The sequence below is a fragment of the Streptomyces sp. NPDC004065 genome, assembly GCF_044903565.1.
In the GTDB taxonomy this organism is placed as follows: Bacteria; Actinomycetota; Actinomycetes; order Streptomycetales; family Streptomycetaceae; genus Streptomyces.
This window is the reverse complement of sequence record NZ_JBJDQT010000005.1, coordinates 192,114-206,119: the sequence shown is the minus strand read 5'-3', so window position 1 is coordinate 206,119 and position 14,006 is coordinate 192,114. Positions and strand designations below refer to the sequence as shown.

Below are 14,006 nucleotides of genomic sequence, written 5' to 3'. Positions count from 1 at the left end.
TCGCCCCGCCGTCCGGCCCCCGCGCCACCCTGCCGTCCGTCCGTCCGGCCTCCGCGCCACCCCGCCGTCCGTCCGATGTCCGGCCGGTGTCCGGCTGTCCGGTCCGCGTCCGCCCGGTGTCCGTCCGTCCGGTCTGCGTCCGCCCGGTGTCCGTCCGTCTGGTCCGCGTCCGCCCGGTCCCGGCTCAGCTGAAGACGATCATCGAGCCCTGGGCCATGCTCCGGGTCGCCGCCGCGTGCAGCCCCAGCCAGACGTGCCGCTCCCGGGCGAACGGGCTGGGGTCGTACGGGGCGGGGGCGGCCGGCTGCTCCAGCTCCGTGGGGCCGAGCGGCGGCTCCGGGGCGGCCGGGGGGTTGGCCGGGTCGATGCCGAGGGACGGGGCCACGTGCTCCAGTTCCCGCAGCAGCGCCTGGGAGGAGCCCAGCGGCCCGCCGCCGGCCAGCAGCTCGTCGTTGGACAGCGGCTGGGGGAAGTCCAGCGGGACGTAGGCGCCCGCGTGGTCGTAGTGCCAGACCAGGTGGGACTGCTGGGCCGTCGACTCGAACATCTCCAGCAACTGCTCGTAGTCCCCGCCCAGTTCGTCGACCGGGGTCAGCGGCAGGCCGCAGACCTGGAGCAGGTAGGCGCGGCGCAGGAAGTGCAGCGCGTCGTAGTCGAAGCCGGCCACCGGCGCCACCTCGCCCGACAGGCCCGGCATGTACTGGTACACCGGTACCGGGGGCAGGCCGTTCTCGGCGAGCACCTTGTCGTACTGCGCGAGTTCCTCGGCGAACGGGTTGTCGGGGGTGTGGCACAACACGTCGACGAGCGGTACCAGCCACAGGTCACAGGCCAAGGAGGACTCCTCGCATAGGGCAGAACCGGGTGCGTTCGGTGGTCGGCGGCACGGGGGCCGGCGCGGGGGCCGGGGGGTGTAGAGCGTAGTCGGTGGCCGCCCCCCTCAGCTCCCCTCGTGCCTCAGCTCCCCTCGTGCAGGTCCCATACCCACACCCCGCCGGTCCACTTCCCCGGCCGTCCCACCAGCTCGGTGACGACCCGGCGCAGCTTGTCGTCGTTCTCCTGCGGGGCCACGACCAGGGCGCCCGCGTGCCAGTACGCGAAGTCCCGCCGGGCCTGGGCCCGCCACTGGGCGCCGATGGCCGGCACCACGCCCGTGTAGCGCACGTCCCGCAGCATGTTGGAGGTGTAGCGGGGCGAGGCGCCGTAGATGCCGATGCGGTCGGGGCCGTAGGGCCCGTTGAAGTAGCCGCCGGGCAGCTTGAAACCGAGGTGGGCCGCCGTCTGCCAGTGCAGCGCCTCCGCCGCGCCCGGGTCGGGCAGCGGCACCGGGACGAGCGACTCGCCGTCGCGGACGTACGACTTCCACAGGCCCGCGGAGACGAACTCCGGCACCGGCGCGCGGTCCACCGCCTTCAGCGGCGCCGGGACGAGGGGCAGCAGCGCGAGGGCGACGGCGAGCAGCCCGCAGTAGAGGGTGCCGATCCTCGGCGTCGCCGACAGCCGGGCCAGGGCGATCGCGAGCAGCATGCCGAGCACCGGCGCGCAGATCATCGCCAGCCGGCCCTCGATCACCGACTCGAACAGCGGCCTGTGGGCGAACAGCGCCCAGGGCCCCGGGTACACCGTGTCGGTCAGCGGGATGCGGAACTTCGGACCGAGCGACAACAGCGCCGCGCCGGCCGCCGTCACCGCCAGCGCCCTGACGACAGGCCGTCGCCACATCCGTACGACGATCCCGAAGGCCAGCAGCAGCAGCGGCCAGCCGTAGAAGGCGTTCTGCTCGGTGGGGTTCAGGGACAGCGCGTCGGCCCGCTCCGCGTCGCCCGCGAGCAGGGAGCGCTCGGCGAAGGACAGCAGGGCGAGGGGGCTGTTGCCCGCGTTGTCGCCGTGCAGCACGCCGCTGTAGCTCTGCGGGCCCGCGAACTGCCAGTACAGCGGGAAGGCGACGATCGGCAGACAGACCGCCGCGCCGGTCCCGAGGCCCTTCAGCAGGGGGCGCCAGGCCGCCCCGGCGACATCCCTGCGCACCACCGCGTACGCCGCCGCGAACAGCGTCATGCCGATCGCGGCCAGCAGCAGCGGCTCCTCGCCCAGGAAGATCTGGTACGCCGCCATCAGCCCGAGCACGATCCCGTTCCGCCGCACCCGGGTGCCCTCGCACAGCCGCAGCGCGCGGTCCACGATCGGCGGGATCATGAACAGGACCACGAAGTTCGGGTGGGCGTTGGCGTGGCTCACCATCGGCGGCGCGAAGGCCGCGAGGGCGGCCCCGACCCAGGCGGCCCCCCGCTGCCGTGTCACCCGTTTGACGATCAGCCAGTACCAGGCGGCGGCGGTCGCGGCCAGGCCCGCGGTCATGCAGACGCTGAGCGAGAGCGCCGGGCCGAAGGCCAGGGTGAGCGGGGCGAAGGGCACGGACAGGCCCAGCATGACCGTGTTGGCCATGAGGTTCACCCCGTCCGGGAAGCCCTGGAGGTCGGTGAACAGCGGGTTGCGCAGGTGGGCCACGTTGTCGGCGGTGACCGCGAAGAACCACTCCCACTGGTTCTGGTCCTGCAGCGAGTCCGGCAGATAGCGGTGGGCGGGGTCGAAGAGCCGGCCCGAGTAGAGGGTCACCGCCATGAGCAGGAACAGGGCGACGGCGAAGAGGTCGGCCGGGCGGACGGAGCGCGCCTTGAGCCGGCCCAGCTCGGCGAGGACCCGGCCGTAGTCGAGGGGGCCGACCTTGGAGCCGGCCTGGTGGGACCAGCGGACCGGGACCTCGGCGACGGACCAGTCGGCGCGCCGGAAGTGCTGGAGGACCTCCACGTCGATGCCCCAGCCGTTGAGCCGGGAGGCGGCGAAGGCCTCGCGGGCGCGGTCGCCCTCGAACAGTTTGAAACCGCACTGGGTGTCCCGGATGCCGGGCACCGCGACCCGGCGTATCAGCAGGTTCCCGGCGCGGCCCAGCAGCTCGCGCACCCGGTGCTGGCGGCTCTCTATCGTCGCGCCGGGCACCGAGCGGGACCCGATGGCGGCGGCGTGGCCCTCGCCGAGCGCCTTGTCGAGCTGCTCCAGCTCCTCGATGGGGGCGGCGAGGTCGGCGTCGGTGACGAGCACCCGCCGGCCCCGGGTGGCGGTGACGCCCAGGCGCAGGGCGTGGCCCTTGCCGCGGTTGCGCGCGCCGGCGACCAGCCGTACGCGCGGGTCCCGGCGGGCGGTGACCAGGGCGCCGGTGCCGTCGGTGGAGCCGTCGTCGGCGACGACGACCTCCCACTGGCCGAACCGGCCCTCGTTGTCGCTCAGATAGCCGGTGACGGCGTCGAGGGTCGGCCCGAGCCGCCGCTCCTCGTTGTAGGCCGGTATGACGACGGACAGGTCGACGACGCCGGTGACGGTCCCGCTCATGCGCCCGCCAGCCGCTCGACGAGGGCGAGGGAGTGCGCGTCGTACGCGGCGACGATCGCGCGGGCGGCCGCGGTGTCGCGTGCGACCAGGGCGTCGACGAGTTCGGTGTGCCCGGACCACAGCACCCCGCGCAGATCGCTCAGCCGTCGCAGATGCTGCACCGCGCCCGCCCAGGACCGCACGCGCAGCCGGTGCAGGAAGTCGGCGAGGTACGGGTTGCCGTACAGGACCCCGAGCTCGCGCCAGAAGCGCAGGTCGTAGCCGATCAGCACGGTCAGGTCGCCCGCGAGGGCCGCGCGCCGGGCCTCCTCGCCGCGCCGCCGGACCACCGTGAGCGTGGCCGAGGTGCGCGCGGGGAGCGGGTCGCGCCAGAACTCGGGCCGCCCGGCCGCCAGCTCCTCGAACATGCCGCCGGTGACCAGGGCGCGGGCCTCGATCATCTGGCGCAGGTCGGCGGCGGAGTACTCGTGCACCCGGAAGCCGCGGTGCTGGTCGGCGTCCAGCAGGCCCTGCGCGGACAGGTCGACCAGCGCCTCGCGCACCGGCGTCGCGGAGACCCCGTACTGCTCGGCGATCTCCTTGACGGTGAACTCCTGCCCCGGCTGCAACCGCCCGGCCAGCACCTCGTCCCTGAGGGCGTCGGCGATCTGCTGCCGCAGGGTGCTGCGCGTCACGGCGGCACTGCCGCTGATGCCGGGCATGGTCCGGGCGTCTCCCTTACGCGTGCGGTGGCGTACTCGCCCCAGTGGGTACGCGTGCATGTCTACGAGCACGCCACCTTACGCGTTCGGGTTCCGCCCGAGGCCCGGAGACCGCCCATCGGGGCCGCCCTCGGGCCGGTCCTTCCCGGCCGGGTTCGCCTGCCGGGCGGGGCTCGTGTCCCGGCCGGGCTCGCCCGCGGACCGGGGCACGGCTCCGGCGCGGGCTCGCCCGCGGATCGGGCACGAGTCCGGCCGGGCTGGCCGCCCGCCCGGCTCGTGTCCGAGCCGGGGTCCGCCCTACGCCGTGTGCTCGTCGGCCACGGACAGCGCCGCGTCCAGGGCCGCCAGGCCCTCCTTCAGCTCGGCCTCGGTCACGTTGCACGGCGGGACCGCGTGGGTGCGGTTCATGTTGATGAAGGGCCACAGGCCGTGCGCCTTCGCGGCGGCGCCGAACGCGGCCATCGGCGCGTTGGCCTCCCCGGACGCGTTGTAGGGCACCAGCGGTTCCCGCGTCTCACGGTTGCGGACCAGCTCCAGCGCCCAGAACATGCCCACGCCGCGCACCTCGCCGACGCTCGGGTGGCGCTCGGCCAGTTGGCGCAGCCCCGGCTCAAGGACCTCCGCGCCGAGTCGCCGGGCGTTGTCCACGACGCCCTCCTCGGCCATCACGTTGATCGTGGCGACGGCCGCCGCGCACGCCAGCGGATGCCCGGAGTACGTCAGGCCGCCCGGGTAGGGCCGCTTGCCGAAGGTCTGCGCGATCGCCCCGGAGATCGCGACACCGCCCAGCGGCACGTACCCGGAGTTCACGCCCTTGGCGAAGGTCATCAGGTCCGGGACCACGCCGGACAGGTCGGCCGCGAACCACTCACCGGTCCGCCCGAAGCCGGCCATCACCTCGTCCAGGACGAACACGATGCCGTACTTGTCGCACAGCTCCCGCACCCCGGCGAGGTAGCCGGGCGGCGGCACCATGATCCCGGCCGTGCCCGGGATGGTCTCCAGGACGATCGCGGCGACGGTCGACGGCCCCTCGAAGGCGATGGTCGTCTCCAGGTGCTCCAGCGCCCGCGCGCACTCCTGCTCCTCGGTCTCGGCGTAGAAGCGGGAGCGGTACAGGAAGGGCGCCCAGAAGTGCACGACCCCGGCCGAGCCGCTGTCGGAGGGCCAGCGGCGCGGGTCGCCGGTGAGGTTGACGGCCTGCTGGGTGCCGCCGTGGTACGAGCGGTACGCCGACAGGACCTTGGGCCGCCCGGTGTGCAGCCGCGCCATCCTGATCGCGTGCTCGACGGCGTCCGCCCCGCCGTTGGTGAAGAAGATCTTGTCCAGGTCGCCCGGCGTCCGCTCGGCGATCAGCCGCGCCGCCTCCGACCGGGCCTCCACGGCGAACGCCGGCGCGAAGGTCGTCATGCGCGCGGCCTGCTCCTGGATGGCGGCGACGACCTTGGGGTGCTGGTAGCCGATGTTGGTGTAGACGAGCCCGCTGGTGAAGTCCAGGTAGCGCCTGCCGTCGTAGTCCCAGAAGTACGACCCCTCGGCGCCGGCCACGGCCAGGGGGTCGATGAGCTCCTGCGCGGACCAGGAGTGGAACACGTGGGCGCGGTCGGCGGCCTTGACGGCGGCACCCGCCGCGGGGTTCGGCTGAGAAGGCTGAGGGGTCATGCGAGCGAGGGTAGGTGTCCGGGATGCGGACGCAGTATGGGCGTCCTGTCTGCGGTCGCGCGGTTTTCACGACAGGTTGTCGGGCGTGGAGGGGGAGCGGGCGGCCGGCGAAGGCGGCGGGCGGCGGTGCGGGGGCCGGCCGTGCGGGGCCGGTGGTGCGGTACGGCTGCCTCCGCTGTTACGGAACCGTAGACCCGGGGCCGCTCGTCGCCCCGCGTCCCCGCACTATCCTCGATCTGTCGCGCAGGGGCGTATCGGGGGATACCGGGGGGAGGCGGTCGCGCCGTGGAGATGCTGGCGCCGGGGGATCCGCAGCACATCGGGGCGTACCGGCTGCTGGGGCGGCTCGGGGCCGGCGGCATGGGGCGGGTCTACCTCGCCCGGTCCGACCGGGGGCGGACCGTCGCGGTGAAGCTCGTGCGGCAGGAGCTGGCGCAGCGGGAGGAGTTCCGGGCCCGGTTCCGGCAGGAGGTGCAGGCCGCGCGACGGGTGGGCGGGTACTGGACGGCCCCCGTGCTGGACGCGGACACCGAGGCCCCCGTGCCCTGGGTCGCCACCGGTTACGTCGCCGGGCCCAGCCTGCAGCAGATCGTCGGGCACGACCACGGCGCGCTGCCCGAGCGCTCGGTGCGCGTGCTCGCGGCCGGGCTGGCGGGCGCCCTCAAGGACATCCACGCCGCCGGGCTGATCCACCGCGACCTCAAGCCCTCCAACGTCCTGGTCACGATCGACGGGCCGCGCGTCATCGACTTCGGCATCGCCCGGGCGCTGGAGACCGTCGCCGACGGCGGACTGACCCGGACCGGGGCGCTGGTCGGCTCGCCCGGCTTCATGGCGCCCGAGCAGGTGCGGGGCGACCGGGTCACACCGGCCTGCGACGTCTTCTGCCTCGGCTCCGTGCTCGCGTACGCCGCCACCGGCGCGCTGCCCTTCGGGGGCGCCGACAGCGGGGTGCACGCGCTGATGTTCCGCATCGCCGAGGAGGAGCCCGACCTGGAGGCGCTGCCGGAGGGGCTCGCCGACCTGGTCCGCGAATGCCTCAGGAAGGACCCGGCCGCCCGCCCCTCGCTGGACCGGATCCTGGAGCGCACCGGCGCCGGGGACACGGTGGCCGACGGCCGGTTCCGCGACCCGTGGCTGCCGAGCGCCCTGGTGGCCCAGCTCGGGCGGCACGCGGTGCGGCTGCTGGACACGGAGAACCCGGAGGAGGTACGGGCCCAGGGGCGGGAGGCGCCGGGGGAGGACGCCGCCGCTGCCGCGGGGGCGGCCGGGCCGGTCCCCGCCGCCCCGTCGGCCGACGTCGTGGGAGCCGCCGCACCCCGGCCCGCGCCCGGGTCCTCGCCCGGGCACGCCGTCACCGCCGGCGCCTCGGCTTCCGCCGCTCCCGGTGGCGTTCCCGGCGGGCCCGGCACCCCAGGCGTTCCCGCCGTACCCGGTGTGCCCGCCGTACCCGGTGTGCCCGCCGCGCCCGGTGCGCCCGCCGTACCCGGTGTGCCCGCCGCGCCCGGTGCGCCCGCCGCTCCGCCGCCCGGACCGCCCGGCGGCGGGCCACCGGCCCAGGTGGACCACCTCCCCACCATGACCGCGGGGCAGGGACAGGTGCCGGCGCAGGGGCAGAGTCCGGCGCCCGCGCCGAACGCCGGGCCCACGCCGTACGCCGCGCCCGCGCACCCGGCGTACGGCTTCCCCCAGCAGCAATCCCAGCAACCCCACCAGCACTCCCGGCCCCACCCCGCCGCCTACGGCTACCCGCAGCAGGCCGGCGGGCCGGTGCCGCACGCCCAGGGCGGCCCGGGCGCGACCCCGCCCTACGGTCCGCCGCCGTTCGGCGCGACCCCGCCGTACGGTCCGGGCCCGCTGTCCGGGCAGGAGCCGCGTCGCGGCGGCCGGTCCACGGCGGCGCTGGTCGCGGTGGCGCTGGTGGTGGCGCTCGGCGCCGGCGGCTCGGTGTACGCGCTGATGCGCGGCGGCAGCGAGGACAAGGGCGGCGGGCCCCGGCCCTCGCCGGTCACCAGCGCGCCCGTGACCTCCGGCGCGGACACCCCGGGCCCCTCCCCGGCGGACTCGCCCTCCCCGGCCGGCGGGGCGGTCCCCAAGGCCTATCTCGGCAGCTGGACGGCCACCATCGACAACGCCCTCGGCGCCAACCCCCGGCAGCTGACCATCAGCCCGGGAGAGGTGGGCGACACCGTGCTCACCCTGGTCGCCGACGGCCCCACCGACGGCGGCGGCAGCTACCACTGCGTCTTCGAGGCCCGGCTCACCCGCCGGCCGGCCGCGGACGGCCCCCTGGAGATCGGCCCCTCCACCGTCACCACCGGTCAGCCGATGTCGGCCTGCACACCGGGCGCGGCGACGCAGGTGACCCTCCTGCCGAACGGCACCCTGCGGCGGGTGAACACGGACAGCGGGGAGCAGCTCGTCTACACGAGGCAGTGACCGCGTGCCCGGGGCGTCCCGGGCACCCCGGGCGCCCCGCGCCCTCAGCGGGGCTCGGGCGGTCGCTGGCGCGGCATGTTCGGGCGGGCCGCGCCGGGGGAGAGCGGGGAGCGGGAGTACGCGGGGCCCGGGTCGGGGCGGCGGGCGTGAGCCGTCGCGTTCTGCAGCCCCATCGGGGCGGCGCCGACGCGGAAGGCGACCATCCAGTCGGCCGTCTCGGTGCGCACCAGCTCCGTCACGTCCTCGGAGAACCGCCGCAGCACCACCAGGCACCGCTCGGCGGCCTCGCTCGCCGTGCCCTCGGCCGGGCCCAGCACCTCCCGCACGCTCTCCGCGGCCCAGTCGAACTGAAGGGCCTGCAACCGCCGCTGCACCGCCTGCGCGGTCGCCACGTCCCTCATCCACCCGGACGTGACACCGAAGTACCGGTCGGTCCCGACGCAGGCCACGGACAGCAGCAGCGCCAGATAGCCCCACGGCGCCGCCCCGCCGGCCACCCCGGTCAGGTCCAGCAGCGGCAGCGCCGCGCCGGCCACCGCGCCCGCCGCCGTCCCGCACCGCAGCAGCCGTGCCCCGCGCCGCTTCCACACCCGCTCCGCGAGGTACCACGCCGCCGTCTGCAGCGCCCCCCGCTCCACCCACCGGTACAGCTCCTCCAGCCGCTCGGCGGGCTCGCCCCAGTCGCCGTGCGGGAACGGCCGCCCGGTCAGATCACCGGGCCGCCGTCCGGCCGTCCCGTCGTCCCGCCCGTCCTGCGGCGGACGCTCGGGCTGCATCTCCGGCTGACCCACCCGGCACTCCCTCATGATCACGGTGCGTGACGCTGGCAGGCGCGGACACGGCCGCGGGCCGCGGCGCCGGACCCTTCCTACCCCCCAATGGGTGGCGAAGAGACACCAAGCACCTCTTTTCCGCCCGGAAGAGGGCCTTGGTCGGGTATACGACTCACCCGGGACTCACTCGAAAGAGTGGCGGGGCGCCACCTGGCCGGACCACGTAGGCTCGTGCCAGCGGGGAGTCCGCGGAGGAGCCCCGGTCCGGACAGCCGTACGAAAGCAGGAGCCGATCGTGATTCCCGGTGGTGGCCAGCCCAATATGCAGCAACTGCTCCAGCAGGCCCAGAAGATGCAGCAGGACCTGCAGCGGGCCCAGGAGGAACTGGCGCAGACCGAGGTCGACGGGCAGGCCGGCGGCGGTCTGGTCCGGGCCACGGTGACCGGCGCGGGCGAGCTGCGCTCGCTGCGGATCGACCCCAAGGCGGTGGACCCGGAGGACACCGAGACCCTCGCCGACCTGATCGTGGCGGCGGTCCAGGCGGCCAACGAGAACGCCCAGGCGCTGCAGCAGCAGAAGCTCGGTCCGCTCGCCCAGGGCCTGGGCGGCGGCAGCGGCATCCCCGGGCTGCCTTTCTGAGGCGGCCCGCGGGCAACTACCGTACGTACCGAGGAAAACCGACACCGAGGAATCCGTCAGGAAGGACGGCAGTCCGTTGTACGAAGGCGTGGTCCAGGACCTCATCGACGAGCTGGGGCGGCTGCCCGGCGTGGGTCCCAAGAGCGCCCAGCGGATCGCCTTCCACATCCTGCAGGCGGAACCGGCGGACGTACGGCGGCTCGCCCAGGCCCTGCTCGAGGTGAAGGCGAAGGTCCGCTTCTGCGCGACCTGCGGCAACGTCGCGCAGGAGGAGCTGTGCGGGATCTGCCGCGACAGCCGCCGCGACCCGTCGGTCATCTGTGTCGTCGAGGAGCCGAAGGACGTCGTCGCGATCGAGCGCACGCGCGAGTTCCGCGGCCGCTACCACGTCCTCGGCGGGGCGATCAGCCCGATCGAGGGCGTCGGCCCCGACGACCTGCGGATAAGGGAGCTGCTCGCCCGCCTCGCGGACGGCACGGTCACGGAGCTGATCCTGGCCACGGACCCGAATCTCGAAGGCGAGGCGACGGCGACGTACCTCGCCCGCATGATCAAGCCCATGGGCCTGAAGGTCACCCGCCTGGCCAGCGGCCTGCCGGTGGGTGGCGATCTGGAATACGCGGACGAGGTCACCCTCGGCCGTGCCTTCGAGGGGAGACGACTCCTAGATGTCTGACGCCACGCTGCACGCGACCAGCCAGAATCCGGACGACTTCGCGGTCCAGATCGCCGACCAGATCGAGAGCTTCCTCGTCGCGGTCACCGAGGTGGCCAAGGGCGACGAGCCGGACTCGGCGGTGCCCTTCCTCCTGCTCGAGGTCTCCCAGCTGCTGCTGGCCGGCGGCCGGCTCGGCGCGCACGAGGACATCGTGCCCGACGAGCGCTACGAGCCGGACCCCGGCCCGGAGCAGGACGTGGACCAGCTCCGGGAGAACCTCGGCCGGCTGCTGGAGCCCATCGACGTCTACTCGGAGGTCTTCGACCCCTACGAGCCGCGCCGGGCCCCCGTTCCCGCCCGTATCTCCGACGACCTCGCCGACGTGGTGGCCGATCTGCGCCACGGCATGGCCCACTACCGGGCGGGCCGCACCTCCGAGGCCCTGTGGTGGTGGCAGTTCTCCTACTTCTCCAACTGGGGCTCCACGGCCTCCGCCACCCTGCGCGCCCTGCAGTCCGTGGTGGCCCACGTGCGTCTGAACCAGCCGCTGGAGGAGCTGGACGGCCTGGACACCGACCAGGGTGTGGGCGACGACACCCTGGAGTTCGAGGCCGGCCAGGTGATGGCCCAGGAGATCGGCGGACCGCTGGGCGTGCGCGGGGCGAAGTGACGCGCACCGCGCCCCCGCCCACCGTCGCGCAGTGAACCCGTGCCTGCCCTTGTCCACCGCCGCGGCGCTGTGACCCCGCGCCCTTGTCCACCGCCGCGGCGCTGTGACCCCGCGCACTTTCCGAGTGGCTCACGTCCGCCTGGGCATGAGCCGTCCTGAGCGAAGGGCGTCCGACGTCTCACCATGCGGTTTCGCGAAGGGGAATTTCGGACGCTCGATAGACTGAGCCGACCGCACCGCAGCTGCGTACGTGCGGCAGAACACGGACTGAGCGAGGAGCGCACGTGGGCCTTGTCGTGCAGAAGTACGGAGGCTCCTCCGTAGCCGATGCCGAGGGCATCAAGCGCGTCGCCAAGCGGATCGTGGAAGCGAAGAAGAACGGCAACGACGTTGTCGTGGTCGTTTCCGCGATGGGCGACACGACGGACGAGCTGATCGATCTCGCCGAGCAGGTTTCCCCGATGCCTGCCGGGCGCGAGCTCGACATGCTGCTGACCGCCGGAGAGCGGATCTCCATGGCCCTGCTGGCCATGGCGATCAAAAACCTGGGGCACAAGGCCCAGTCGTTCACCGGCAGCCAGGCAGGTGTCATCACCGACTCGGTCCACAACAAAGCGCGCATCATCGATGTCACGCCGGGCCGTATCCGGACCGCGCTGGACGAGGGCAACATCGCCATCGTCGCCGGCTTCCAGGGCGTCAGCCAGGACAAGAAGGACATCACCACGCTGGGCCGCGGCGGCTCCGACACCACGGCGGTGGCCCTCGCGGCCGCGCTGGACGCCGAGGTGTGCGAGATCTACACCGACGTGGACGGCGTGTTCACCGCCGACCCGCGCGTGGTGAAGAAGGCCCGGAAGATCGACTGGATCTCCTTCGAGGACATGCTGGAGCTGGCGGCGTCCGGCTCCAAGGTGCTGCTCCACCGCTGCGTGGAGTACGCCCGCCGGTACAACATCCCGATCCACGTCCGCTCCTCCTTCAGCGGGCTGCAGGGCACGTGGGTCAGCAGCGAGCCGATCGAGCAAGGGGACAAGCAGGTGGAGCAGGCCATCATCTCCGGTGTCGCGCACGACACCTCCGAGGCCAAGATCACGGTCGTCGGCGTGCCCGACAAGCCCGGCGAGGCCGCGTCCATCTTCCGCACCATCGCCGACGCCGAGATCAACATCGACATGGTGGTGCAGAACGTGTCCGCCGCCGCCACCGGCCTGACGGACATCTCCTTCACGCTGCCCAAGACCGAGGGCCGCAAGGCCATCGACGCGCTGGAGAAGAACCGGGCCGGCATCGGTTTCGAGTCGCTGCGCTACGACGACCAGATCGGCAAGATCTCCCTGGTCGGCGCGGGCATGAAGACCAACCCCGGCGTCACCGCGGACTTCTTCACCGCGCTGTCCGACGCGGGCGTGAACATCGAGCTGATCTCCACCTCCGAGATCCGTATCTCGGTCGTCACCCGCAAGGACGACGTGCCGGAGGCCGTGCGCGCCGTGCACACCGCCTTCGGGCTGGACTCCGACAGCGACGAGGCCGTCGTCTACGGCGGCACCGGACGATGACCGTCCGCCGGCGCGCCGCCCGCCGCCTTCCCCGGCGGCGGGCGGCCGCCCCCGCGCACGGAGGCGTACGACGATGACCCACCGACCGGCGCTCGCGGTCGTGGGTGCGACCGGAGCCGTCGGCGCGGTGCTGCTCCGGATCCTGTCCCAGCGCGCGGACATCTGGGGCGACATCCGCCTGATCGCCTCCCCCGCGGGCGCCGCGCCGCCCGCGTACCGGGGCGGCCGCACCACCCCCTCCTTCCCTTCCTCCCCCTCCTGCCCGGCCGGCCGCAAGCTGACCGTGCGGGGCGAGGAGGTCGAGGTGGTCCCCCTCACCGAGGACGCCTTCGACGGGGTGGACATCGCCCTGTTCGTCGTGCCGGACGAGGTCGCGGCGCACTGGGCGCCGGTGGCGGCGGCCAGGGGAGCGGTGGTGGTCGACACCTCGTCCGCGTTCCGGCCGGACGCGGACGTGCCGCTGGTGGTGCCCGAGGTCAATCCGCACGCGGCGCGCCGGCGGCCGCGCGGGATCGTCGCGAGCCCCGGCTGCACCACCCTCACCATGATCGTGGCGCTGGGCGCGCTGCACGCCGAGTTCGGGCTGCGCGAGCTGGTCGTCTCCTCGTACCAGGCGGTGAGCGGGGCCGGGCGGGCGGGCGTGGAGACGCTGCGCCGCCAGCTGTCCCTGGTCGCGGGCACGGAGCTGGGCACGAGCCCCGGTGACGTACGGCGGGTGGTGGGGGACGACACCGGGCCCTTCCCGGAGCCGGTGGCGCTGAACGTGGTGCCCTGGGCCGGCGCGCTGTGCGACGAGGGCTGGTCGTCGGAGGAGATGAGGGTGCGGGAGGAGTCCCGCAGGGTGCTCGGGCTGCCCCGGCTGCCGGTCGCCGTGACCTGTGTCCGGGTTCCGGTGGTCACCGCGCACGCGCTGACCGTGCACGCCCGGTTCGAGGGCGAGGTCACCGTCGGCAAGGCGCGCGAGATCCTCGCCACGGCCCCCGGGGTGGTGCTGTGCGACGACCCGGCCGCAGGCGAGTTCCCGACCCCGGCCGACGTGGTGGGCACCGATCCGACGTGGGTCGGGCGGGTGCGGCGGGCGCTGGACGACCCGACCGCGCTCGAGCTCTTCGTCTGCGGCGACAATCTGCGCAAGGGAGCCGCACTCAACGCGGCCCAGATCGCCGAGCTGGTGGCGGCCGAGACCGCGTGATGTCGCCCGCAATGCCGCGTTACCGCAGGTAAACCGCTGGTCGCGGCGCCGATTATTTGTAAGATTCAAGTAAGGCAAGTGACAGGAGCCGATGGTCCGGACCACTTGATCCGCACCTCTGCGGCGTCCGAAGATTTTCCTTCCCCGTCCACCGCAACCGCGCGGAGGGCGGGGAGCGTCTTTGCGGTCGCCCTTCGGGGGCGTGGGGACGTTGCGGGGCGTGGGGACGCCCCGCCATTACGACAGTAGGGGAAGAGCGGGACGCATGAGGGCATATGAGGCACGGTCCGTCGTGCCGCCTGCCGCGAGAACGTTGTCGGCC

11 protein-coding genes are annotated in these 14,006 nt (G+C 73.9%); 6 read left to right on the top strand and 5 right to left on the bottom strand.

Annotated features, from left to right (window positions below):
- Positions 1-184 precede the first annotated feature (184 nt).
- The 4 genes from ACI2LW_RS09365 to ACI2LW_RS09350 all read right to left on the bottom strand — a co-directional run bounded on the left by ACI2LW_RS09365 (position 185) and on the right by ACI2LW_RS09350 (position 5,750).
- Positions 185-835 (bottom strand): hypothetical protein, encoded by a 651-nt coding sequence (locus ACI2LW_RS09365; RefSeq protein WP_404730565.1) that lies wholly within the window; start codon positions 833-835, stop codon positions 185-187.
- Positions 836-957: 122 nt separating this feature from the next.
- Entirely contained in the window at positions 958-3,387 is a 2,430-nt protein-coding gene (locus ACI2LW_RS09360; RefSeq protein ID WP_404730564.1) for a glycosyltransferase, read from the bottom strand.
- Positions 3,384-4,088, bottom strand: coding sequence for a GntR family transcriptional regulator (locus tag ACI2LW_RS09355; protein ID WP_404730563.1), 705 nt, complete (start codon positions 4,086-4,088; stop codon positions 3,384-3,386). Before ACI2LW_RS09355 ends, ACI2LW_RS09360 begins: the two co-directional genes overlap by 4 nt.
- Positions 4,089-4,385: 297 nt before the next feature.
- Complete coding sequence (locus tag ACI2LW_RS09350) at positions 4,386-5,750, bottom strand: aspartate aminotransferase family protein (protein WP_404730562.1); 1,365 nt, start codon at positions 5,748-5,750, stop codon at positions 4,386-4,388.
- Positions 5,751-6,035: 285 nt separating this feature from the next.
- Here ACI2LW_RS09350 and ACI2LW_RS09345 point away from each other — a divergent pair, with 285 nt between their 5' ends.
- The gene (locus tag ACI2LW_RS09345) at positions 6,036-8,189 is read left to right on the top strand and encodes a protein kinase (RefSeq protein WP_404730561.1); all 2,154 of its coding nucleotides are present in this window, start codon (positions 6,036-6,038) and stop codon (positions 8,187-8,189) included.
- Between the two features lie 44 nt (positions 8,190-8,233).
- On the opposite strand, the gene ACI2LW_RS09340 is transcribed toward ACI2LW_RS09345, so the two are convergent.
- Positions 8,234-8,980: an SLATT domain-containing protein gene (locus ACI2LW_RS09340; RefSeq protein WP_404730560.1), complete on the bottom strand. Its 747-nt coding sequence runs from the start codon at positions 8,978-8,980 to the stop codon at positions 8,234-8,236.
- 277 nt (positions 8,981-9,257) lie between these two features.
- Here ACI2LW_RS09340 and ACI2LW_RS09335 point away from each other — a divergent pair, with 277 nt between their 5' ends.
- From ACI2LW_RS09335 to ACI2LW_RS09315, 5 genes are all read left to right on the top strand, one after another.
- Entirely contained in the window at positions 9,258-9,602 is a 345-nt protein-coding gene (locus ACI2LW_RS09335; RefSeq protein WP_404730559.1) for a YbaB/EbfC family nucleoid-associated protein, read from the top strand.
- Positions 9,603-9,678: 76 nt separating this feature from the next.
- Positions 9,679-10,278, top strand: a complete 600-nt coding sequence (gene recR, locus ACI2LW_RS09330) for a recombination mediator RecR (RefSeq protein ID WP_141359690.1) — start codon at positions 9,679-9,681, stop codon at positions 10,276-10,278.
- Positions 10,271-10,930, top strand: coding sequence for a DUF5063 domain-containing protein (locus ACI2LW_RS09325; protein ID WP_404730558.1), 660 nt, complete (start codon positions 10,271-10,273; stop codon positions 10,928-10,930). Before recR ends, ACI2LW_RS09325 begins: the two co-directional genes overlap by 8 nt.
- A gap of 284 nt (positions 10,931-11,214) precedes the next feature.
- Positions 11,215-12,492, top strand: coding sequence for an aspartate kinase (locus ACI2LW_RS09320; protein WP_404730557.1), 1,278 nt, complete (start codon positions 11,215-11,217; stop codon positions 12,490-12,492).
- A 73-nt stretch (positions 12,493-12,565) separates the two neighbouring features.
- Positions 12,566-13,684 carry an aspartate-semialdehyde dehydrogenase gene (locus ACI2LW_RS09315; protein WP_404730556.1) on the top strand — a complete coding sequence of 373 codons (1,119 nt, stop codon included), beginning with the start codon at positions 12,566-12,568 and terminating at the stop codon, positions 13,682-13,684.
- The last annotated feature ends 322 nt before the right edge of the window (positions 13,685-14,006 follow it).